Source organism: Occallatibacter sp. (genome assembly GCF_049510455.1).
GTDB lineage: Bacteria > Acidobacteriota > Terriglobia > Terriglobales > Acidobacteriaceae > Telmatobacter.
The window spans coordinates 45,156-66,103 of sequence record NZ_JBEKYX010000006.1; the positions used below are offsets into that span (position 1 = coordinate 45,156).

At 59.5% G+C, this 20,948-nt stretch carries 16 protein-coding genes; 8 read left to right on the forward strand and 8 right to left on the reverse strand.

The window, feature by feature from the left end:
• Window positions 1-9: 9 nt before the first annotated feature.
• A complete protein-coding gene (locus ABSG47_RS02110) occupies window positions 10-2,304 on the reverse strand; it encodes a TonB-dependent receptor (RefSeq protein WP_424165755.1) in 2,295 nt (764 codons plus the stop codon).
• A gap of 51 nt (window positions 2,305-2,355) precedes the next feature.
• Entirely contained in the window at window positions 2,356-2,769 is a 414-nt protein-coding gene (locus tag ABSG47_RS02115) for a hypothetical protein (protein ID WP_424165757.1), read from the reverse strand.
• Window positions 2,770-2,888: 119 nt separating this feature from the next.
• On the opposite strand from ABSG47_RS02115, the gene ABSG47_RS02120 reads away from it, so the two are divergent.
• On the forward strand, window positions 2,889-4,169 hold the full coding sequence (locus tag ABSG47_RS02120; protein WP_424165760.1) for a homoserine dehydrogenase: 1,281 nt from the start codon (window positions 2,889-2,891) through the stop codon (window positions 4,167-4,169).
• Window positions 4,170-4,230: 61 nt separating this feature from the next.
• Complete coding sequence (locus ABSG47_RS02125) at window positions 4,231-4,437, forward strand: hypothetical protein (protein ID WP_424165763.1); 207 nt, start codon at window positions 4,231-4,233, stop codon at window positions 4,435-4,437.
• A 15-nt stretch (window positions 4,438-4,452) separates the two neighbouring features.
• On the opposite strand, the gene ABSG47_RS02130 is transcribed toward ABSG47_RS02125, so the two are convergent.
• The 4 genes from ABSG47_RS02130 to katG all read right to left on the reverse strand — a co-directional run bounded on the left by ABSG47_RS02130 (window position 4,453) and on the right by katG (window position 8,986).
• Entirely contained in the window at window positions 4,453-5,553 is a 1,101-nt protein-coding gene (locus ABSG47_RS02130; RefSeq protein WP_424165766.1) for a LacI family DNA-binding transcriptional regulator, read from the reverse strand.
• A gap of 350 nt (window positions 5,554-5,903) precedes the next feature.
• On the reverse strand, window positions 5,904-6,335 hold the full coding sequence (locus tag ABSG47_RS02135; protein ID WP_424165769.1) for a TA system VapC family ribonuclease toxin: 432 nt from the start codon (window positions 6,333-6,335) through the stop codon (window positions 5,904-5,906).
• Window positions 6,328-6,585, reverse strand: coding sequence for a hypothetical protein (locus ABSG47_RS02140; protein ID WP_424165772.1), 258 nt, complete (start codon window positions 6,583-6,585; stop codon window positions 6,328-6,330). Before ABSG47_RS02140 ends, ABSG47_RS02135 begins: the two co-directional genes overlap by 8 nt.
• A 148-nt stretch (window positions 6,586-6,733) precedes the next feature.
• Window positions 6,734-8,986, reverse strand: coding sequence for a catalase/peroxidase HPI (gene katG / locus ABSG47_RS02145; protein WP_424165775.1), 2,253 nt, complete (start codon window positions 8,984-8,986; stop codon window positions 6,734-6,736).
• Window positions 8,987-9,128: 142 nt separating this feature from the next.
• On the opposite strand from katG, the gene ABSG47_RS02150 reads away from it, so the two are divergent.
• The 6 genes from ABSG47_RS02150 (at window position 9,129) to ABSG47_RS02175 (ending at window position 18,162) form a co-directional block, all read left to right on the forward strand.
• Complete coding sequence (locus ABSG47_RS02150) at window positions 9,129-10,049, forward strand: LysR substrate-binding domain-containing protein (RefSeq protein WP_424165778.1); 921 nt, start codon at window positions 9,129-9,131, stop codon at window positions 10,047-10,049.
• A gap of 218 nt (window positions 10,050-10,267) precedes the next feature.
• On the forward strand, window positions 10,268-14,128 hold the full coding sequence (gene smc, locus ABSG47_RS02155) for a chromosome segregation protein SMC (RefSeq protein WP_424165780.1): 3,861 nt from the start codon (window positions 10,268-10,270) through the stop codon (window positions 14,126-14,128).
• A 48-nt stretch (window positions 14,129-14,176) separates the two neighbouring features.
• Window positions 14,177-15,166 (forward strand): phosphoribosylaminoimidazolesuccinocarboxamide synthase, encoded by a 990-nt coding sequence (locus tag ABSG47_RS02160; RefSeq protein WP_424165783.1) that lies wholly within the window; start codon window positions 14,177-14,179, stop codon window positions 15,164-15,166.
• 35 nt (window positions 15,167-15,201) lie between these two features.
• A complete protein-coding gene (locus ABSG47_RS02165; protein ID WP_424165785.1) occupies window positions 15,202-15,750 on the forward strand; it encodes a CvpA family protein in 549 nt (182 codons plus the stop codon).
• A gap of 113 nt (window positions 15,751-15,863) precedes the next feature.
• Window positions 15,864-16,151, forward strand: a complete 288-nt coding sequence (locus ABSG47_RS02170; RefSeq protein ID WP_424165788.1) for a helix-turn-helix domain-containing protein — start codon at window positions 15,864-15,866, stop codon at window positions 16,149-16,151.
• Between the two features lie 31 nt (window positions 16,152-16,182).
• Window positions 16,183-18,162 (forward strand): secretin GspD/PilQ domain-containing protein, encoded by a 1,980-nt coding sequence (locus tag ABSG47_RS02175; protein WP_424165790.1) that lies wholly within the window; start codon window positions 16,183-16,185, stop codon window positions 18,160-18,162.
• Between the two features lie 57 nt (window positions 18,163-18,219).
• Here ABSG47_RS02175 and ABSG47_RS02180 read toward each other — a convergent pair whose 3' ends face one another.
• Both ABSG47_RS02180 and ABSG47_RS02185 read right to left on the reverse strand, forming a co-directional pair.
• Window positions 18,220-19,206 carry a DsbA family protein gene (locus tag ABSG47_RS02180; RefSeq protein ID WP_424165793.1) on the reverse strand — a complete coding sequence of 329 codons (987 nt, stop codon included), beginning with the start codon at window positions 19,204-19,206 and terminating at the stop codon, window positions 18,220-18,222.
• A gap of 96 nt (window positions 19,207-19,302) precedes the next feature.
• On the reverse strand, window positions 19,303-20,946 hold the full coding sequence (locus ABSG47_RS02185) for an NAD+ synthase (RefSeq protein ID WP_424165796.1): 1,644 nt from the start codon (window positions 20,944-20,946) through the stop codon (window positions 19,303-19,305).
• Between the last annotated feature and the right edge of the window lie 2 nt (window positions 20,947-20,948).

The following is a 20,948-nucleotide window of genomic DNA, read 5'->3' on the forward strand; positions in this document are numbered from 1 at the left end:
TTCCACCCTTCAAAAGTGAAAGCGGTAACGCAGCTCCGCGGAGATCATGCGCGGATCGTTATAGTGAAAGCCGCCGATGGTGATGGAGTTGTCGAGCAGCACGCGATGATTCGTCACGTTGACAACATTCACTGCCGCCCTCCAGCGCTCGCCAAAGCTGTGGCCCGCAGACACATCGAAGGTTGTGTGTACCGGCAGATACGGACCCTGATACGGCCCCTGGCCAGAACCGGCGAGGCCATTCGAGAAACCTGATCCGTAATAGACATTGCTTGAAAACCACGTCTTGAGCGGTAACTGCGCCGTGAAGCCTGCGTTGAGCGTTTGCCGCTGGTCGTGGTCTACGGGGATGTAATTAGGGCCGAGGTCGCAGGCGGGATCGTTAGGCAGCGTGCAGGTGAATCCGCCGATGATATTGCCCCGCTGCTCGGCAATCTGGTTGGAATAGGTCAGGTGGAACTGCCCCCAGCGCGTCGTCGCCGGCGAGCGCAGCGTCATCTCCCACGCTCGGACCAGTGCGCCATTCACGGCAATCGGGAAATACATATTCGACTCGCCGAGGTTTGCGTGATCGAGAAAGTTGTTGACGCGGTTCTTGAAGGTATCGATATCGAGAATCCATCCGCGCAACGGAATCTGCACGCCGAACTGATGCTCCTCATCGCGCTCGGAAGGCAGCGGAGTAAAGGTATTTTGGCCGCTGGGCAGAGTGCCCGCATAGTTCAGCACGGAGCTTGAGACCGTCTGCACCGGCGCGGGCTGAAAGAAGTGTCCGTAGAAACCGCGAAAGACCCAGTTCAGGCGCGGCACCATGATGGTCGCTCCAATGCGCGGGTATATAGCCGTCTCGTTCAGGCCGGCGCGGTAAATGGAAAACCGCTCACCACCGAGCAGCGTGACATACTTGCCAAGGCGCAGATGGTCAGCAACATAAAACTCCACCAAACCGGCGTTAGCTTGCGAGGAAGTGTTAGGAAAAACGGTGGAAGGCGTGGCTGCATTGTCTGTCACACCGAAGAGATCGTTCTCCGCCTGATAGAAACTGTAGAACCCGCCGGAGAAGACATTCGGCCCGGCCTCCGCATGCGCATCGCCCTGCCCGCCTGCGTAATTCGAGGTCTGATGCCACGTTGTCGCAGCGGGAGTATCCGTCAAAGGAGAATCGTAGTTCGCCTGGTTGAAGTGATAGAAGGGTGCGAGGCTGAAGAGCGCCTTCGGCGAGATGGTATGCACCCAGTTTGCGATCGCGAAAGTGTCGCGTTCCGTTTGCCCGTCACGCAGCCCCGAGGAGCAGTAGTAGTTGGACACGCATTCATAGTCGTCCGGATTGGGGTCGTAGGGAATCTGAAAAAAATCCTGCCGGTACTGGCCGTCAATACGAAGCTGGTCTTTCGTTGTTTGATTGCGAATCACCGAGACCAGGCCGCTCTGCGAGTTTGAAGAATCATGCAGAATCTGCGACACAGGCGTGGCCAGGCCGTAGTTCGCTCGCGAGCCTGTTCCGCTGACGTACCACGCGGTCTTATCGGAGTGATCGCCAAAGGAAAGCTGCGCTTCCCCGCTGCCCAGATTGCCGCCGGAGACAAGCGCTTCAGCCTCGCGATTGCGCTCGAACCCATTGCGTGGCAGCACGTTGAAGACGCCGTAGGTACGGTCGCCCACGTCGGCGGAGTAACTGCCGCGCTGTGTTTCAAGTGAATCGATATCGCCGGGATCGATCTGCGGGCCAACGTTGGAGGCAATCTTGGTGTTCGGAATCGCCACGCCATCAATGAGCCAGCTCGTCTGGTGGCCGCCGCGCATGTGCAGCATGTCATGCGTCATGTAGGCGCCCGGCACGTACTCGGTAATCATGGCCATGCTCAGCGTGCGGCTCGCGCCGGGGGTCTCGTCAATCTGGGCGTGCGTGATGAGCGTGGCAGGCGTCGCTGTGTCCGCGGCGGAGTCCGCGCTTCCCTGCACCACCACGCTCTCTGTCGCCGCATGAACAGCCAGTTCAACATGCACGGCGGGATTGGTTCCGGAAGCAAGCGTGACCGGCTCGCTCCACGTTGCGAAGCCTGGAGCCGCCACCTCAAGCCGATAGACGCCAATGGGCGCTTGCGGCAGCGTGAATGCGCCATCCTGCCCGGAAACGGCGTGCAGTGCGAAGTCTGAGCTTGTAGCGTGCAGCGTGATCGCAGCGCCGGCGACAGGTCTGTGCTGTGAGTCATGCACTACGCCGCGCACCACGGCAAAGACGGAAGCAAAAGCAGGAATAGCCGCGCAAATGAATGCAGCGGCGAGCAGGCCAAGAGCTCGCATAAGTGAAAAGTCTCCCAGATGTTCTGTACAGTTCTCGTTGTTTTTCTTGTGTCAGGCGAGAACAGCAGCGGGAGGTCCGCGCACGGCGTGTGCGCCAAAGCAAGAAGAATTCAGGTAAACAGCGGAGAAAGCGTAGATGCGCTCAGCGATCTGCGACGCGGCAGGAACAACATGCTGTGGCGCAGGCGCAAAAAACGATGTGAGCGTGGCGTGGAGCGCGCCGGGATAAAGAGGACAATGCGAGAGCGCGCCGATGGTTGCCGCATATCCAGAGTTTGTCGCGGAGCTTGCCGCAACAATCCGGGCCGCAGCATCCTCCGGCATCTCGCCCATAGATGCACAATGATGCGCTCCGCTTCGCCTGCAGCATATAGGCAGGCGCGACACATGACTGCTCTGGACCAGCGGCGCAAAGGACGCAAAGCCAAAGATCGTTACGAGCAGTATGGAGAGTGCGCGGCGCATCGGTTCTCTCATATTACTACGCGCCTATGGGCACGGCGAGCAAATTGACTGAAGACACACAAGGACTCAGGTATCATCGTCGCATAGCATTCCATACCTTCGCATCCAAGGAATCCGCAGTGACTGAAGTCCTTTCCGCTACGCCTCTCCCTGCCGAATCCACACGGCCTCTCCGCATTGCCATCTTCGGTTTCGGAACCGTTGGCAGCTCCGTGGCGCGCATCCTTGCGGAGTCTCAGCCGCGGCAGCTTCAGTTGACGCATGTCTTCAATCGCAACGTGGCGCGCAAAAAAGCGGCATGGGTGCCGGAGAGCGTGACGTGGAGCGAAGATGCCGAGGCTGTGCTGGCTTCCGATGCCGATGTGATCGTGGAGCTGGCAGGTGGCCTTGACCCGGCAGGCGCGTGGGTGCGCAAGGCTCTCGAAGCAGGCAAGTCCGTTGTGACAGCCAATAAAAAGCTCATCGCCTTTCATGGTGCGGAGCTTGAACGGCTGGCCGCGGCAAAGGGTGGGCACCTCAAGTACGGAGCCGCTGTTGCAGGCGGCGTCCCCGTCATTCCCGGCATTGAGCAGGGGCTGGCAGGCGACAGCATTGAGCGCGTGGAAGGCATTCTGAACGGCACATGCAACTTCATCCTGAGCAAAATGGAAGAAGGCGCGGAGTACGCAGACGTGTTGAAAGACGCACAGGCCAAAGGCTATGCAGAAGCCGACCCGACAGAAGACGTGGGCGGTTTTGATGCTCGCGCCAAGCTGTCCATCCTGATGCGGCTGGCCTTGCGTGTGGAGGTCGATCCGGAGCAGATTGTTCCCTCAGCCATCACAGAGGTCTCAGCCATCGACTTCGCCTATGCGCGCGAGCTTGGCTGCACCATCCGCCAGATTGCGCGCGCGGACAAGGCAAACGGCATATTGGCTGCCAGCGTCGGGCCCACTCTCGTTGGTCTGCGCTCTCCTCTGGCCTGGTCGCGCGGAACAGAGAACATGGTTGTGCTGAGCGGCAAGTACGGCGGCGACGTAGTCTTCTCAGGCCACGGAGCGGGCGGCCATCCCACGGCAGTGGCCGTCGTCAGCGACCTGCTTTCGCTCGCTGCCGGATCGCGGCGCGTGCAGCTTCCCACGGAGAAGGCGCATATCGCCGGGGAGCTTGAGACAGCGCACTATATTCGCTTTCTGGTCAATGACCGCCCCGGCATTGTGGCTGAGATCACCGCGGGGCTGGCCCGCGAGCGGATCAACATTCGCGCCATTGCGCAAAAAGCCGGCTACCCGGCTCACGGCCTGCCCTTCGTCGTGACTGTGGAGCCATGCAAGCCATCGGCACTCAAGCGCGCGCTGGAAGGAATCCGCTGCCTCGATTGCATGATTGCATCACCGCTGAACCTGCAGATGTTAGAGTAGGGCGAGAAATCAGAAATCCATCCGCCGTGGAGGCTTATCCGCGCCGTGGAGGTTTATCCGAATGATCGATACGATATTCCGATGTGACATCTGCGGCACCGAGAGCGATAACCCTGTCCGATGGGTGATTATCGACTGCAACAGCTCGCATCTGACGGTGTACCGCTGGTCGAACGATGCAGCGACGTCTCCTGGCGCGCGGCATTATTGCGGCGAGGCGCACGCGCAGGTGTACATCAGCCGCTGGTTCCAGAACTACTGCGGATAAGACGCTGCGAAGAGATTACTTCTTCGCGGCTCCCGTGGACTCGCGCACAATGAGCTCTGGAGCCATGATAATCTCCACGGCGTGCTCCCGGTCCTTATGCGCAATGCGCTCAAGCAGCAACTGTGCGCCGCGCCGTCCCATCTCCGTAAGCGGCTGGCGCACCGTAGTCAGCGATGGCGTCGAAAATGCCGCCGACTGAATATCGTCGAAGCCCACCACGGAGACATCTTCCGGCACTCCCAAACCCGCATCTTTGAGCGCGCGAATAGCTCCGATCGCAGCAATGTCGTTAAAGCAGAAGATGGCGGTAAAGTCGCGGCTTCTTTCAAGCAGCGCCTTCATGGGCCGGTAGCCGATCTCCGGCGCCATCGTGTGTTGACCCGCCTTCATTGACCACCCCTCGGCATCCATGCGAACCACATGCGCTGGATCGATTTTCAGCCCCATGACGCGCGCCACCTTCTGAATACTCTCCCAGCGGAACTCCGAATCCGGAATGGCGCGAGGGCCGCGCATGAAAGCGATGTCGCGATGCCCCAGTTCGTACAGATGCGTCAGTGCCTGCTTGGCGGCGGATTCGTGATCGAGAACAATGTTAGTGATATTCTGCCCCGACGAGTGCGCCGAGATAGCGACCACTGGCACGGGAACCTGAATGGCTTCCGCCGGCGTGTTGAGCAGCAGAAAGCCGTCCACGGCGCGCTCCACCAGCATGCGCGGATACTGCTCGATCAACTCCTTGTTCCAGTCATGGCAGGCAGTGAAGTAAAAATAATGCGCGGCGGTCAGTTCCGCCACCACGCCGCTCATAACGCGGGTAAAGTAGCCTTCGCTAAGATCGGGAGCCAGCACTCCCACGCTCATGGAGCGGCTCTGGCGCAGCGAACGCGCAAAATAATTCGGCCGGTAGTTCAGCTCACGCGCGGCCTTGCGGACGCGCTCGCGGGTCTCATCGGGAATCGACCGCGCTGACGGCGAGTTATTCAGCACCAGCGAGACGGTGGTCTGCGAAAGGCCAAGGTGCTCGGCCAGCATACGAAGATTGATGTGGCCCGGCTCTGCTGTGCCGTTCCCGGCGGACTTCGCCTCGGTCACGACGCTTTTCCCCTTTGCCATGCGGCAGTTGTATCACGCTGGAGCAAAACCAGAAAAGACAAGTCTTTTCTGGGCAATGTCTCAGTTTGCAATTGCTTTGTAACAGGGCACGACTTTACAGCTTGCGGAAAAACTCAAATCGGACACGCTTTGTAACATGGCACAAGTTTACTCGTGCCGTAACTATCGCAAAATGAGTCTGGCCTTTAGGCCCTGCGAATGTTTGTTCACCAAGCCTGCCTTTTTCCGCAACCTGTTGAGCCGTGCCGAAAAAGCTACAAAACCTCCGGCCTTTAGCCCCTGAGAGATGCTTTTAATAATCAAATCTGAGACACTACGCTTTTCTTCATTTGCGCAGCGGCCATGAATAGCTATTCAAGAATCAGCACATGCTTCGCGTACTGTTCGCCGGCCAGGTGGCGAATTCCCTTGTCGAGCGTGGCCAAGGTGCCATTTTCTTGAATGGCAAGCCCGAGAAGATAGACATCCGTAATCTGTTGATGGCCGTATACGCGGCTTGAGAGCTTGGTACTCATGGCAGACCATCCCTTCGTGATTGGCCAGAACCGGAATCGCGGATGCTGGATCAGCGATCGCAGCGCCATCTCAGCCACTTCGAATGAGTGACCGCCTGCACGGGAGTGCGTCGCTAACCGCATATAGCCAGCCTCGCTAAAAGCGCAGGTTCCCCACGACTGCTCCGTGGAGACCAGCCATTTCCGCGCGAGCTTGTAATGAATATGATCCGGACTGAGCAATGCGAACAGAAGATTGACATCGAGAAGGTAGCCGCCCTTACTCAAACTCTTCCTCCAGAATGCTCTTCACCAATTCTGAAGTGATCCGTATACCGCGGGATGGAAGAGACGGCAAACCGTCCTTCATGACTCGAATAACGGGTGAGCGCCTGGGCATGGACACAGCTTCGCGAGTCAAGTTGCTCAATGCCTTGCCGAGACTCATGTCATTGGCCTTGGCATAGTGGGATGCAATTTCGTATGCATCGCTGTCGAGCGTGATCGTGGTGCGCGTTCTGGATGAAGCAACTGCCATGCATCGATTATTCATCAATTTCCATTTTGATGCAATTATCGATTATTGATGCAATATTCATGATAGATGCTGCGCCAGAAAATCTATACGAAAAGAAAGGGCCGGAGCGCTCTTCGCGTTCCGGCCCTCATGTTGTCTTACTACCAGCTTACTGCGCAGCCACAGGCTCGTCCTCTGCCTCATGCTCAAAGTCTTCCGGAGCCAGATCAAAGCGATCCAGATCCATCACCTTGGTCCACGCTGCGGAAAAGTCCTCAATAAACTTCTCCTGGGAATCGCTCGATCCGTAAACCTCGGCCAGAGCGCGAAGCTGTGAGTTCGAACCGAAAACAAGGTCCGCCACAGTAGCCTTCCACTTCAGTTCGCCGGTTGAACGATCATGGCCTTCCAGCACGCCCTCGGTTGCGGACGTCTGCCACTTGGTGTTCATGTCGAGCAGGTTGACGAAGAAGTCGTTGGTCAAAGTCCCAGGGTTCTTGGTGAAGACGCCGTAGTCGGTCTTGCCGTAGTTGACGCCCAGCACGCGCAGGCCGCCAATCAATACCGTCATCTCGGGAGCAGTCAACGTCAGCAACTGCGCCTTGTCGATGAGCAGATTGGCAGCATATTTTTCGCCGCCCTTGACGATGTAATTGCGGAACCCGTCAGCCTTCGGCTCAAGCGGCGCGAACGAAGCCACGTCGGTCTGATCCTGCGAAGCATCGGTGCGTCCCGGCGCAAAGGGCAGCTCTATTTCGTAGCCGGCCTTCTCCGCGGCAGCCTCAATGGCCGCTGTACCCGCCAGCACAATCAGGTCAGCAATGGAGATTTTCTTGCTCGTGCCTGCGTGCGTCTCGTGAAACTCCTTCTGAATGCCTTCCAGAACGCCGAGAACCTTCGCCAGTTCCACAGGCTGGTTCACTTCCCAGTCCTTCTGCGGAACCAGGCGAACGCGCGCGCCATTTGCGCCGCCGCGCTTGTCGCCGCCACGGAAGGTGGATGCGGAAGCCCATGCCGTACTGACAAGCTGGGAGATGGATAGCCCGGAATTCAGCACCTTCTCTTTCAGCGCCTCGAAATCTTCGTCGTTGACCAGTTCATGATCCACCACGGGAATCGGGTCCTGCCAGATCAACACTTCTTCCGGAGTCAGCTTGCCCAGGTAGCGCGAGCGAGGACCCATGTCGCGATGCGTCAGCTTGAACCATGCCTTTGCAAAAGCCTCGGCAAACTCATGCGGATTCTCTTTGAAGCGGCGTGAGATCTTCTCGTACTCAGGATCAAAACGCAGCGCAAGATCCGTGGTCAGCATGGTTGGCAGGCGCTTCTTCGATGGGTCAAAGGGATCCGGCACCATGTCTGTGAGATCGACGTTGCCCTTCGGCTGCCACTGGTTGGCGCCCGCGGGACTCTTGGTCAACTCCCACTCGTAGCTGAAGAGGTTGTCAAAGAAATCGCTGTTCCACTTGGTCGGCGTGGAGGTCCAGATCACTTCAAGACCGCTGGTGATCGCGTCCTTGCCAACGCCGGTGCCGAACTTGTTCGCCCAGCCCAGGCCCTGCGACTCAATCGACGCGGCCTCCGGCTCAAGGCCCACGTTGTCGGCCGGCGCCGCGCCATGAGTCTTGCCAAAGGTATGGCCGCCGGCAATCAGCGCCACGGTCTCTTCATCGTTCATGGCCATGCGGGCAAAGGTCTCGCGAATGTCGCGCGCTGAAGCCACGGGATCGGGATTGCCGTTCGGGCCCTCGGGGTTCACGTAAATCAAGCCCATCTGCACCGCGCCCAGCGGATTATCAAGCTGGCGATCGCCCTTGTAGCGCTCATCGCCCAGCCACGTCCGTTCCGGACCCCAGTCCACGTCAATCTCCGGCTCCCATATATCCTCGCGTCCGCCTGCGAACCCGAATGTCTTGAAGCCCATCGAGTCCAGCGCCACGTTGCCGGTGAGGATCAGCAGGTCGGCCCAGGAGAGCTTGCGGCCGTACTTCTGCTTGATGGGCCAGAGCAGCCTGCGCGCCTTATCCAGGCTCACGTTGTCAGGCCAGCTATTCAGCGGCGCAAAGCGCTGCGAACCACGTCCGCCGCCGCCGCGTCCGTCATAAATGCGGTACGTACCGGCAGAGTGCCACGCCATGCGGATGAAGAACGGCCCATAGTGCCCGAAATCAGCCGGCCACCAGCTCTGCGAATCCGTCATGAGCGCATGCAGGTCCGCAACAACGGCATCGAGATCGAGAGTCTTGAACTCCTCGGCGTAATCGAAATACTCTCCCATGGGATTGGACAGCGAAGAGCGCTGATGCAGAATGTTCAGGTTCAGCTGATTCGGCCACCACTCGTCATTGGCCTGCCCGGTAAATGTTGTTTGCGCAATAATGCCGCCCGAAAAAGGGCATTTGGATCCGTTCGACTGCGACATGATATTTCTCCTATGGCCGTTTGCGGTGGGAGTCTGGCCCGGCCGACCTTTTTATTATCCTACTTAGCCTATTACCGCCAGATTAATAAATACAATCGATTGTTCTGATGGTATCGATTGATATTAGCTATCATAGAGGAGTATGAATCTTCAGGACCTTCGATACCTCGTCGCTGTCGCGGAGCACCGCCACTTTGGCCGTGCGGCGCAAGCCTGCAACGTGAGCCAGCCCACGCTCAGCAGCCAGATTCGCAAACTGGAAGAAGGCCTGGGGGTGCGACTGCTCGAACGCACCAACAAGCGCGTCGATCTTACACCTGCAGGCAGCCAGATTGTGCAGCACGCACGCCAGGCGCTGGCCGCGGCGCGCGAGATGGAGATCGTGGCCGCGGCCTCGCGCGACCCGCTCGTTGGCCCGCTGCGCCTCGGCGTCATTCCTACGCTTGCGCCGTACCTGATGCCGCTGATTCTGCGGCCCCTGCGCAGCGCCTGTCCGGATCTGATCATTGAGCTGTGGGAGGACCAGACACGCGCGCTGATTGAGGGCCTTCGCGGCCACAAGCTGGACGCAGCCCTGCTGGCCACCGCCGCTGGAACGCCGGAGATCACGGAGATCGAATTATTCCGCGAACCGCTGCTGGCCGCATTACCTCTAAATCACCGGCTAGCCAGTGCAAAGGCTGTAAAAGAGGAATCCATCGCAGCCGAGCTTATGGTGCTCGCCGAAGGCCATTGCCTTGCCAACCAGGCGCTCGCCGCATGCGGCCAGAAACCGCATGCGCTGCGCAGCCCGCTGCAAAACAGCATGCAGGCCGCTACGCTCGAAACACTCGTGAATCTCGTCGCCGTGGGCTACGGTGCAACGCTCATCCCGGCGCTCGCCGTCAGCTCTCTCAGCCAGCGTGAGATCGTCATCTGCCCGCTGGCAGGCGACTCCGCGCGAACCATCCGCCTCGCCAGCCGCCCCGGCTATTCGCGCCCGCAGGCGCTGCGCGCCATCGAAAAAGTCATTCGCAAGGCCGTAGGCCCCATCCTTTCCCCGTTACCAGACAGGCACCCGTGAAGTGGAGCCGGAACGGTTAAATCTGTTGAAAAAGAGGCCGAAATTCTCCCGGAAAACCGGAAAATAACCGGAAAAGCCTCCTATTTTTACCTAAGTGGAATTCTGTCCTCTTTTATCCACAAAAACCCGCGCCGCAGCCGTTGACCCCACCCCCCACGCTCCGTAGAGTTTGAAACAAAGGCATAGCTATACGCCCAAAAATCGCACCTGGAGTTGACATGCTCAAACTGAAAAAGATCCACATCCTCGGCTTCAAGAGTTTCTGTGACCGGACGGAGCTTTCCGTTCCCGGACAAGGCCTCGCCGTGGTCGTGGGTCCCAACGGATGCGGCAAGTCCAACATCCTCGACGGCGTCAGTTGGGTGCTCGGCGAGCAGAGCGCCAAAAGCCTCCGCGGCACGCACATGTCCGACGTCATCTTTGCCGGCACGCGCGACCGCAAGGCGCTCGGGATGGCGGAAGTAACTTTGACCCTCGTCGATCCAGAAGCGTACGACGGCCCCATCCCCGTTGAGCCACAGGTTGAAGTTGAGCCCGATGGACCTGAAGATTGGGACGAAGAAGCCCTTCGCAAGCAGCGAGCCGAGGAAGCCGAAGAAATCATGGCATCTGAGCAGCCCGGTCAGGCCATCGAAGGCGAAGAAGCTGCTCCCGCTCAAGTTGAAGTCAAGATAGATGCTCCTTCGCAGCAGAATGCGGAGGCTGCGCTTGCCGGCCCGGTTGCTGTGGTCCTCAAGATCCGCCGCCGCAAGTTCCAGCGTACCTTTCAGCGGGGCGAAATCGTCATCACGCGCCGCCTCTTCCGCACCGGCGAAAGCGAATACCTGCTGAACGGCAAACTCTGCCGCCTGCGCGACATTCAGGACATCTTCATGGGCACAGGCCTTGGCCCGGAGAGCTACGCCATCATCGGCCAGGAGCGCATCGGCCAGCTGCTCAGCTCCAAGCCCCACGACCGCCGCGCCATCATTGAAGAAGCCGCGGGCATCACGCGTTTCAAGACCAAGAAGCGCCTTGCCGAGCTGCGCCTTGAGTCTGCGAAGCAGAACCTGGCCCGCGTAGATGACATCTTTGAAGAAGTAACCCGCCAGATGAACTCGCTCAAGCGGCAGGCGGCCAAGGCCGAGCGCTACGCCGAGGTTCGCAACGACCTGCGCACACGCCTGCGTGTCGTGCTAGCCAGCCGCATGGCGCTCATGGATGCCGAACAGGCCGGCTTGAACACGGAAATCAACACGCTCTCCGAGCAGATCAACGAGTCCGCCGCCCGCATCGGCACCATGGAAACCAGCCAGCACTCGCTCACCGAGCGCGGCTACGATCTTGACCGCGCACAGAAGGAAGCGCAGACACAAGCCAACAGCTCTACCGTGGAGCTGGAGCGCGCAGCAGCCCGCGAGCGTGGCAACACCGAGCGTGTGGCCGAGCTTGAGGCCCGCATTGCCGCAACCGCAGCGGAAATTGAACAGACGCGCACGCAGCTCACCGGCATCGCCGAGGAGCGCGCGCAACAGAAGAGCTTTCTTGAAACCGCGGCCGGCGAAGCGCGTGAGTTTCGTCAGAAGGTGGAGGCTCGCCAGCAGCAGGCCCGCGCCGCGCAGGAAGAAGTCTTTACCGCCGAGCGCAATCTTGAATCACAGCGCCGCGCCGCCATGCAGCTTCTCACGCAGGCCGGCAACGCGCGCAACTCCACAGCCCAGGCTGAGGAAAGCCTTGCCGCGCTTGAGCGCGAAGCCGAACGTCTTGAAGCCGAGATGCGCCAGTCGCGCAACGAGCTTGAAGAACTCGGCGTGCGCCAGGGTCAGGCGCGCTTGAGCTTTGACTCCGCTACTGAGTCGCTCAAGAGCCTTGAATCGGAGATCGCCGACCTTCGCGCGAGCCTGCAAACCAGGCGCGCGGAAGAAGCGGAGCTTCGCAAGACCGCAAACCAGCTTCGCGCGGAAGTGGCCACTCTCACCGGCCGCCGCGACTCGCTGCAATCGCTCATCCGCAACCACAGCTACTCCACGGAGACGGTGCGCCGCCTGCTCAAGCCCGGTGCGCTGAGCAACGGCATGTCGCCCGTAGGCACGCTGGCCGACTTCGTCGAAGTCAGCGGCGAGCATGAAGGCGTCGTCGATGAATTTCTCCGCGAAGAGTTGAACTATCTCGTGGTGCATAGCTGGTCTGCCGCCGAGCATGGCGTGAATCTGCTGAAGTCTGGCGTCGATGGCCGCGCAACATTCCTGATTCATGACGAAGCCCAGCGCAATCTCTTCGCGCCGAGCGATGAGCAAATCGCAGGAGACGGCATCACGCCGCTCAAGGACACGATCAAGGTTCTCAACGGCTTTGGCCGCTCGCTGGAAGCGATCCTGCCCAAACTGCGCGACGGCTACATCGTTGAGGACCCGGCCACTGCGCAAAAGCTCGCCGAGCAGCACACTCACGCGTACTTCCTCACTCCGAGCGGCGAATGCTTCCACAACACCACCGTCACCGGCGGCAAGCCTGCCAGCGAAGGCCCGCTCGCCCTCAAGCGCGATCTGCGCGAGACCGAGCGCAAGCTGGATGCGCTGCAATCACGGCTCTCTGAAGCGGAAACGCAAGCCGCTTCCCTTGCCCGCAGCATCGAAGAAATGGCCGCGCAGCTTGAGGCGCGCAGCGAAGAGCGCCGTCACGCCGAGCGCGACACAGCCAACCAGGGCGCCGCGCTCAAGCAGATGGAGTCCGAAGTTCAGCGCATCGATCGCCGCGTGCAGGAGTGGACCGTGCAGGCCGCGCGCAACAAAGATGCCAGCGCGATCAAGCGTTCCACAATCGAGCAGAAGCGCGCCGAAGCCGAAAAGCTTGAAGCCGAACACAAGACCACTGAAATTGCGCTTGAAGCCAAACAGAATGAACTGACAGAGATGCGCCGCAACCGCGAAAGCATTCAGCAGGAGGCTGCGCAGCTTACCGCGGAGCTTGCCGGTCTTGAAGAACGCCGCCGCGGCGCTGAAGCCGCGTTCCAACGCATCGATCGGCTGCATGCCGATCTTGAGCGCCGCATTCTAGCCATCGAGCAGCAGCGCGCATCCGCGGAAGCCGAGCGCACGCAGCGCCGGAACGAAAACACAGCCCTGGCCGCGCAGCAGACGGAACTGACTGTCGCTCGCGATGCCGCGCTGGCACAGGTACAGCACCTCACCGCGGAAGCGAAAACAGTGCGCGAAGAGCTGGCCGTGCTTGAAACCGACCTCAAGACGATCCGCGCCGCAATCGACCTGCTCCGCGAAGACCGCACCGGCAAGCTGAGCACCGTGGCCAAGCTGCGCTCTGATCTCGAACACATTGAAGCCGGCACGCTCACAGAAGTCAATGAAGAAGCCGCCGCGCTGCGTGCCGATGAATCGATCGTCCGCATCGTGGATGAGCTGCTTGTGTCCGAGGAAGAAACCTGCCGCACTCTTCGTCAAAAAATGGAGCAGATGGGCCCCGTCAACATGATGGCCCTTGAGGAGTACAAGGAAACCGCCGACCGGCACACCTTCCTTGAAGCCCAGCGCAAGGATCTCGTCGAATCCATCGAGAACACGCAGGAGACCATCAAGGAGATCGATCTGATCTCGCGCACCAAATTCGATGAGGCTTTTGCGCGCATCAATGAGAACTTCGCCCAGGTCTTCACCCGCCTCTTTAATGGCGGCCAGGCCTTCCTCCGGCTCACAGATGTGGAGAACCAGGCCGAGAGCGGCCTTGACATCGTGGCCTCGCCACCGGGCAAGAAGCTGCAGAATGTGCTTCTGCTCTCGGGCGGCGAAAAAGCTCTCACGGCCATCTCGCTTCTCGTTGGCATCTTCCAGTTCCAGCCCAGTCCGTTCTGCGTGCTGGATGAAGTGGATGCCGCGCTGGACGAAACCAACGTGGGCCGTCTCGCCGATCTGCTTCATTCTCTCGGCAAGGAAACTCAGTTCCTCATCGTCACGCACTCCAAGCGCATGATGCACAACGCCGATATGATCTACGGCGTCACCATGCAGGAGCCGGGCGTATCGAAGGTTGTCAGTGTAAAGCTGGGCGGTGGCGCAAATCAGGAGTTGCAGCGGGCAACGGCGTAACGCGGCAAATCAAAATCTGCGAGGCTGGGGGACGAGCACTGGAGATAGGTGGTTCTTGTCCGGCGCCACATTGACACCACCTCATCCGCGCCTCGAAAATCTATCTTTGATCCCGCGCTGGAAGGCCCTCCGTTGACCGCACTCCTCACCACGAATCTTGGCTCCATTCCCCTGCTTGGCCGCGGCAAAGTGCGCGACCTGTATGCCATCGGCGACAGCCTGCTTCTCGTCGCCACCGACCGCATCTCCGCATTCGATCACGTGCTGGCCACAGGCATTCCCGGCAAAGGCAAAATCCTCACGCAGATCTCGCTCTTCTGGTTCGATCTGCTCTGCGACATTGTGCCCAACCACCTCATCACCGCCGATGTCCGCGAGTTTCCGCAGGAACTCGCGCCCTATCAGGACCAGCTCGAAGGCCGGTCGATGCTGGTCAAGCGCGCCAATATGTTTCCGGTGGAGTGCGTAGCGCGCGGTTATCTCGCCGGCTCCGGCTGGAAAGACTATCAGGCCACGCAGAGCCTCTGCGGCATCCCGCTCCCCGCAGGTCTGCAGGATGGCTCACGTCTACCCGAGCCGATTTTCACGCCGGCCACCAAGAGCCAGGATGGCGCACACGATGAAAACATCTCTTACGCTCACACCGAAGATGTCCTCGGCTCTACGGATGCAGCGGAACTGAAGCGCCTCACGCTGGCAATATACGCCAGAGCTTCAGCACGCGCCGAATCGAAAGGCCTCATCCTCGCCGATACAAAATTCGAGTTCGGACGCATCGGCAATGGCGTCGGCAACGGCATCATCCTCGCCGACGAAGTTCTCACGCCAGACTCCTCGCGCTTCTGGGATGCGGCCAACTGGAAGCCCGGCGGCGCTCAGCCATCTTTTGACAAGCAGTTTGTGCGCGATTATCTGGAGTCGGTCCGCTGGAACAAGCAGGCTCCCGCTCCAGCTCTGCCCGACGAAGTAGCCGAGCGTACACAGGCAAAATATCTTGAGGCATTCCGTCTGCTCACAGGGCGCATCTTAAATCTCTAGGATGTATCTATTTTTATCTATCGGAGAGCATCTACATGATTCTGACACCCGTTGACTGGGGCGTAATTGTCATCCTTATTATTTCCGTCGTCTGTGGACTGGCGCAGGGCTTTTTCCGCTCGGCCTGCGGTCTCTTTGGGCTTTTCATCGGACTTTCCATCGCCTCGTATAACTACCATCGTGTTGCCGGTTCGCTGCTACGCTTCATCACCGTGGATTCCGTAGCGAACATCATCGCCTTTCTGCTCATTTTCATCCTCGTCGTCGCCATTGCCGGTTTGATCGGCCATCTGCTGGCCAAAGCCTTCCGTCTCATCGGCCTTGGCTGGCTTGACAGTCTCGCCGGCGGTGTATTCGGAATCTTTCAGGGCGCGGTCATCATTACCATCATCATCATGGTCTGCGTGGCCTTTCTTCCCCAGCAATCGGAGTGGATTACCGACGCGCAGCTTCCCCGGCAGTTTTTTTCCTTCGCGCACGTGAGTAGTCACATGACCCCGACGGAGCTGGGAGACCGCGTCCGCGCCACACTTCACGAGTGGGAAAATAAATCCACTGAGTGGTTGCATCAGGCTCAGCATTAGAGACAAAAAATTGCGCTGCGTCAATACCACGGAAAGAAGAAAAAAATTGCCCGCGCAGTCTGCCGGGATGTGGCAATCTAGTGAGAACGTAATAATTCGCAAGAGGTGGTAAGTTGAAACGAGAACTGGACAGCCTGGTGACGCAAATGCATTCCAGCGGCATCCGTTATGAAGACGCCGTCAGGGAATTTAAAAGACAGTACCTGCGTGAAGTGCTTATTGCGAACCGTGGCAACCAGTGTAAGGCAGCTGAAGAGCTTGGAATGCACAGGAACACACTCAGCCGGTGCATGGCGGAGCTGGGGCTGAGTTTGAGCGAAGTTCGCGCGGGCCTCAAGCGTCCGCCGCGTAACGAACGTCCTGTATTTAGCGCCATCCGTCAGGGCTATCGCCAGGGTTAGGGTGTATCGACCTGCGGGGGCGCACCTCATCATGCGCCAAAACACATTATCGCGCTTTATGGTTTTGCTGCTCGCCGCCACCTTTGTGGCCGCGCAGGAGCCCCAGTCTGCGCCTGCAAATGCGAATCCGGCCTCCATGCAGGCTCCGAATACGCCTGTTACACCGGATCGGAAGCCCGCGCCGCCGCCGGCTTCTTCTAAAAATGCGCGCCGTGCGGCAAAGCTGTTTCTCTCCGCGGCAAAACTCTATGAGGCCGCGCAGTTCGAGCCTGCGATGAAACAGTATCAGGAGGCCGCCGCGCTCGATCCATCGAACCAGGATTACGCCGCCGCCGTTGAACTCGCGCGCAGCCACGCCGTTTCCGCGCTGATCCAGGCCGCCGCAAAGGACCGCGCGCTGACCAATCCGGATGCGGCGCACACCGCGCTCGCGCACGCGCTTGAACTCGATCCCAATAACGCCTCCGTCGCCGAGCGCCTGCGCCAGGTTGCGGATGACGCCATCTCCGAAAATGCGCCGCGAGAGCCTGCTCGGCTACGCTATGAGCTTGCCGCGCCCGTTGATCTTGAGCCCAAGAGTGGCACACAGAGCTTCCACCTGCGCGTCGGCGCGCAACAACTCATCCAGCAGGTTTACACGGCGTACGGCATCGATGCCGCAATCGATTCTAACGTCCCGGCTACACCCGTTCGCTTCGATCTAGACGATGCCGGTTTTGCGGAAGCCGCGTACGCGCTTGCGCTGGCCACAAACTCCTTCGCTGAGCCCCTCGATCCGCATCATGTGATCGTGGCGCCCAATACACCGCAGATGCGCACCCAGTACCAGCGCAACGCCTATGAGACCATTTCTCTGATCGGCCTCGCTGGCGCCTCGTCGAACAACTCCTCGAATGAAATGAACGACATTCAGGCCATCGCGAAGAATATCTTCGATATTCAGAGAATGAATTTGGATACCGGTGCGGCAACGCTCTCCCTGCGGGCGGCTCCCAGCACGCTCGCCGCCTTCAACAACACCTGGAGCAGCATCTCCGAAGGCCGTCCGGAAGTTTTGATCGACGTCAAAGTCATCCAGTTGGCGCATAGCTACGAACGCAACATCGGTGTTCAAACTCCACAGCAGTTGGGCGTCTTCAACGTGCTTGCGGAGGCTCAATCCATCCTGCAGGCCAATCAGGCGCTGGTGCAGCAAATCATCGCCGCCGGCCTCGCCAGCCCGAACGATATTGCAACCATTCTCGCCATCCTTCTGGCTTCCGGGCAGGTCAGCAACTCACCCTTCAACAACGGATTCGCCATCTTTGGCGGCAACTGCAGTTTCACGAGCGGCACCTGCAGCCCCACGGCATTCGGGCTTTCGCCTGGCTCCACCACGTTGAACGCGATCGTCAACTCTTCCGACAGCCGCGAGCTGGACAATTACCAGTTCCGGCTGCAGGACGGCGACGAAGGCACGCTCAAGAGCGGCATGCGCTACCCCATCACCACTTCGACAGTCACGAGCTCTTTACCCGGTTCGCTCAACATTCCCGGTCTAAGCGCGGCCGGCGCCTCCGGCGCGCTTTCCGGCATTCTCTCTCAGCTCGGCAGTGTGCCCACCATTCCGCAGATTCAGTACGAGGATCTTGGCCTCACCTTCAAAGCCACGGCGCGCATCCTGCGCTCAGGCGATGTGGCGCTGAGCGTGGACATGAAGATCGTTTCGCTGGGCACCACCTCGATCGACGGTAATCCTGTACTGAACAATCGCTCCTACGTTGGCACGGCCATTGTGGGCGCCGGAGAAGCCGCCGTGGTTGCCAGCGAAATCGACAAGTCAGAGGTACGCGCCATCAGCGGCGCGCCTGGCCTGAGCGAAATTCCCGGGCTCAACAATGTCACCGACAAAGATACGCAGGAGAGCGACGATTCGGTGCTCATCGTGATGACTCCCCACGTCGTGCGCTTCCCTTATGGCAATTACTCAACGCCGATGCAGATACTGCAGCGCACCGCGCAGGTGCACTAAAACAATTCGGCCTCCGCACTCCCATGCGAAGGCCGTCTTTGTTCGTATCGGCCGTGCTTACTTCTGAATCCCGTCCAGCTTCATCTGGAAGTCAATAATCTGCTTCAGCGTCTCGTATGGAACGTTCGCCGGAACCAGGCGTCCGTTGATCACCAGCGTCGGCGTCTCATTCACATTCGCATCGCGGGCCAGCTTGGCCGAGGCATCTACAGTGGCCGCGGTCGCAGGCAGCGCGGCACAGGCCGCAATCTTTGCCGGATCGAGACCAGCCTTGGTCACTCCCGCATTCAGGGTCAGTGTGGCGCCATCGGGCGTCGCCAGACCATCCTGACCGTCAAAGACTGAAGCCACGTATGTGAAGAAAGCGCTGCTGCCGCCCTGCTTCGCCACGCACACGCCAAACTCCGCGGCCCGCTTGGCCTCGGCGTGCATGGGCAGAGGATAGTGCTGGAAAACAAAGCGCGCCTTCGGATAATCCGCCAGAAGCTGATCCATATTCGCCTGCGCAGCCTTGCAGTGCGGGCACTGCAGGTCGGCAAACTCCACAATCTCCAGATCCTTTGCCACCGATCCACGGTAAGTCCCGTCTGCGCGCTCCTGCATCATGCTGCGCAGGTCGGCGTAAGGATGCTCGCCAAACGGGGAAAGCTCTTCGCCGAAAAATATCCACTTGCCGCCTGGCGCCACAATAAATGGGAACCGGAACGGCTTATCCTTGCCCGTCTTGTCACCCACAAACACAATGACTTTGCTGTAGCCTTCCGCCTGCGTCTTCAAAATGGCTTCCACCTGCCAGATGCGGTTCTCGTCATAACCCCAGCTCGCGGTCAGAAACGCATCCACCTGTTCCTTCGTCGGCGTAGTCGCTGTAAAATTTTCCTTCTGTGGCGCGGGAAAAGTTGGCTGTGCTTGGGGAGTGGGCGCCGCCGGAGCCTGCTCGGCCTGTGCGGGCGGAACCTGCTGCTGAGCAGCAGCGATAACGGCAGATGAGGACAGGACAACCAACGAGGCGAGGCTGGCAAGACGGCCAATGAAACGAGTCAAACGAATTCTCCTTGATGCTGCAGATACAGACGCTTCAAATACGATTTAGTCGGGCTGATCACAATTATCGCCGCTGAGGGCCATTACCGGCCAGAGTCACACCTGGACTTTCACCGCAATCGGAAATCTTCGCCCCGTGCCAAACGATTTTGCTGTGACCTTCAGCACCGGCGCGGCCTGCTGGCGCTTGTACTCGGAGCGCTCCACCAGCTTCACCACCTTCTGCACTAACTCGCGCTCCACGCCCAGCGTCTGCGCAATCTCCTCCGGCGTTTCGTAGCGCTCCACATAAGCTTCCAGAATCGGATCGAGCACATCGTACGGCGGCAGCGAATCCGTGTCCTTCTGATCCGGCCGCAGCTCCGCCGATGGAGGCTTGTCCAGAATCGCCGCGGGAATCACTTCCCTTTCACGGTTAAGCCAATGGCAGACTGCATAGATCCGCGTCTTCACCAGATCGCCAATCACTGCCAGCGCGCCCACCATATCGCCGTACAGCGTGCAATACCCCACCGCCATCTCGGATTTATTACCCGTAGTCAGCACCAGCGAGCCGAACTTGTTGGAGAGCGCCATCAGCAGATTGCCGCGAATGCGCGACTGAATGTTTTCTTCCGTAATATCCGGCGCTCGCCCCGCAAACAGCGGCTCAAGCGCCTTGTTGAACTCCGCGAAGAGCCCGCTGATGCCGATCATCTCAAATCGTATGCCGAGATTCGCCGCCAGCCTGTGGCTATCGTCAATCGAACCCTGCGAGGAGTACGGGCTCGGCATGCCAACCGCAAGCACGTTCTCCGCGCCCAGCGCCTCGGCGGCAATCGCCGCCACCAGGGCCGAATCGATGCCCCCGCTCAACCCGACAATCACCTGCCGAAAGCCGCACTTGCGCACATAATCCCGCGTTCCCAGCACCAGCGCCTGATACGCAGCCTCTGTCTCATCATCGCCCGGCTCAGGCAGCGGCACAGCATCGAACGGATCGACAAAAACCAGATCTTCCGTAAAAGAAGCTGCCTGCGCAATCAGCTCTCCGCGCCCATTCATGGCCAGCGACGAACCGTCAAAAACAATGCTGTCGTTGCCGCCCACCTGGTTGCACATCAGCACCGGAATCCCGTCGCGCTGCGCAATGGCGGCCAGCATCTCGCGGCGCACAGCGCGCTTCCCATGCCAGAACGGAGACGAAGACAGGTTCACATGCAGATGCGGCTGCTGACGCATCAGCTCTTCCATCGGGTCAATCGAGTAAAGCCGTTTCGGCCAGAAACCCTTGTCATTCCACGCATCCTCGCAGATGCTCACCGCCAGCCGCACGCCATCCAGCTCGATCACCTGTTGCGATTTCGCCGGCTGAAAATAACGCTGCTCATCGAAAATGTCGTAGAAGGGCAGCAGGCGCTTGTGCTGCTCCAGCAGTACCTCGCCGCGCTCCAGCAGAATCGCCGCATTCACCGCGGGCTTGCCGCCGCTATGGGGAGCAGGCAGAGCCGCGCCCACCAGAACCGCCGTCGGCAGCTCGCGCGTTGCCTCGGCCAGCTCCTCCACCGCGCTACGGCAGCGAAGCAGAAAGCTGGGCTTCTCCAGAAAATCCGCCGGCGGATAACCGCAGATACACAGCTCTGAAAACACCACAAGCCGCGCGCCTTGTTCGGCTGCGCGGTGGCTTGCGGCAATGATTTTCGAAAGATTCCCGGTGAAATCCCCGACCGTGGGGTCTATCTGAGCTATCGCGATCTTCACGA

Coding starts and splice junctions, on each gene's coding strand:
- ABSG47_RS02140 (WP_424165772.1), bottom strand. CDS start 6,585: ATGGCAGTTGCTTCATCCAGAACGCGCACCACGATCACGCTCGACAGC.
- ABSG47_RS02130 (WP_424165766.1), bottom strand. CDS start 5,553: ATGGCAAAGGGGAAAAGCGTCGTGACCGAGGCGAAGTCCGCCGGGAAC.
- ABSG47_RS02110 (WP_424165755.1), bottom strand. CDS start 2,304: ATGCGAGCTCTTGGCCTGCTCGCCGCTGCATTCATTTGCGCGGCTATT.
- ABSG47_RS02115 (WP_424165757.1), bottom strand. CDS start 2,769: ATGCGCCGCGCACTCTCCATACTGCTCGTAACGATCTTTGGCTTTGCG.
- ABSG47_RS02150 (WP_424165778.1), top strand. CDS start 9,129: ATGAATCTTCAGGACCTTCGATACCTCGTCGCTGTCGCGGAGCACCGC.
- smc (WP_424165780.1), top strand. CDS start 10,268: ATGCTCAAACTGAAAAAGATCCACATCCTCGGCTTCAAGAGTTTCTGT.
- ABSG47_RS02165 (WP_424165785.1), top strand. CDS start 15,202: ATGATTCTGACACCCGTTGACTGGGGCGTAATTGTCATCCTTATTATT.
- ABSG47_RS02175 (WP_424165790.1), top strand. CDS start 16,183: ATGCGCCAAAACACATTATCGCGCTTTATGGTTTTGCTGCTCGCCGCC.
- katG (WP_424165775.1), bottom strand. CDS start 8,986: ATGTCGCAGTCGAACGGATCCAAATGCCCTTTTTCGGGCGGCATTATT.
- ABSG47_RS02125 (WP_424165763.1), top strand. CDS start 4,231: ATGATCGATACGATATTCCGATGTGACATCTGCGGCACCGAGAGCGAT.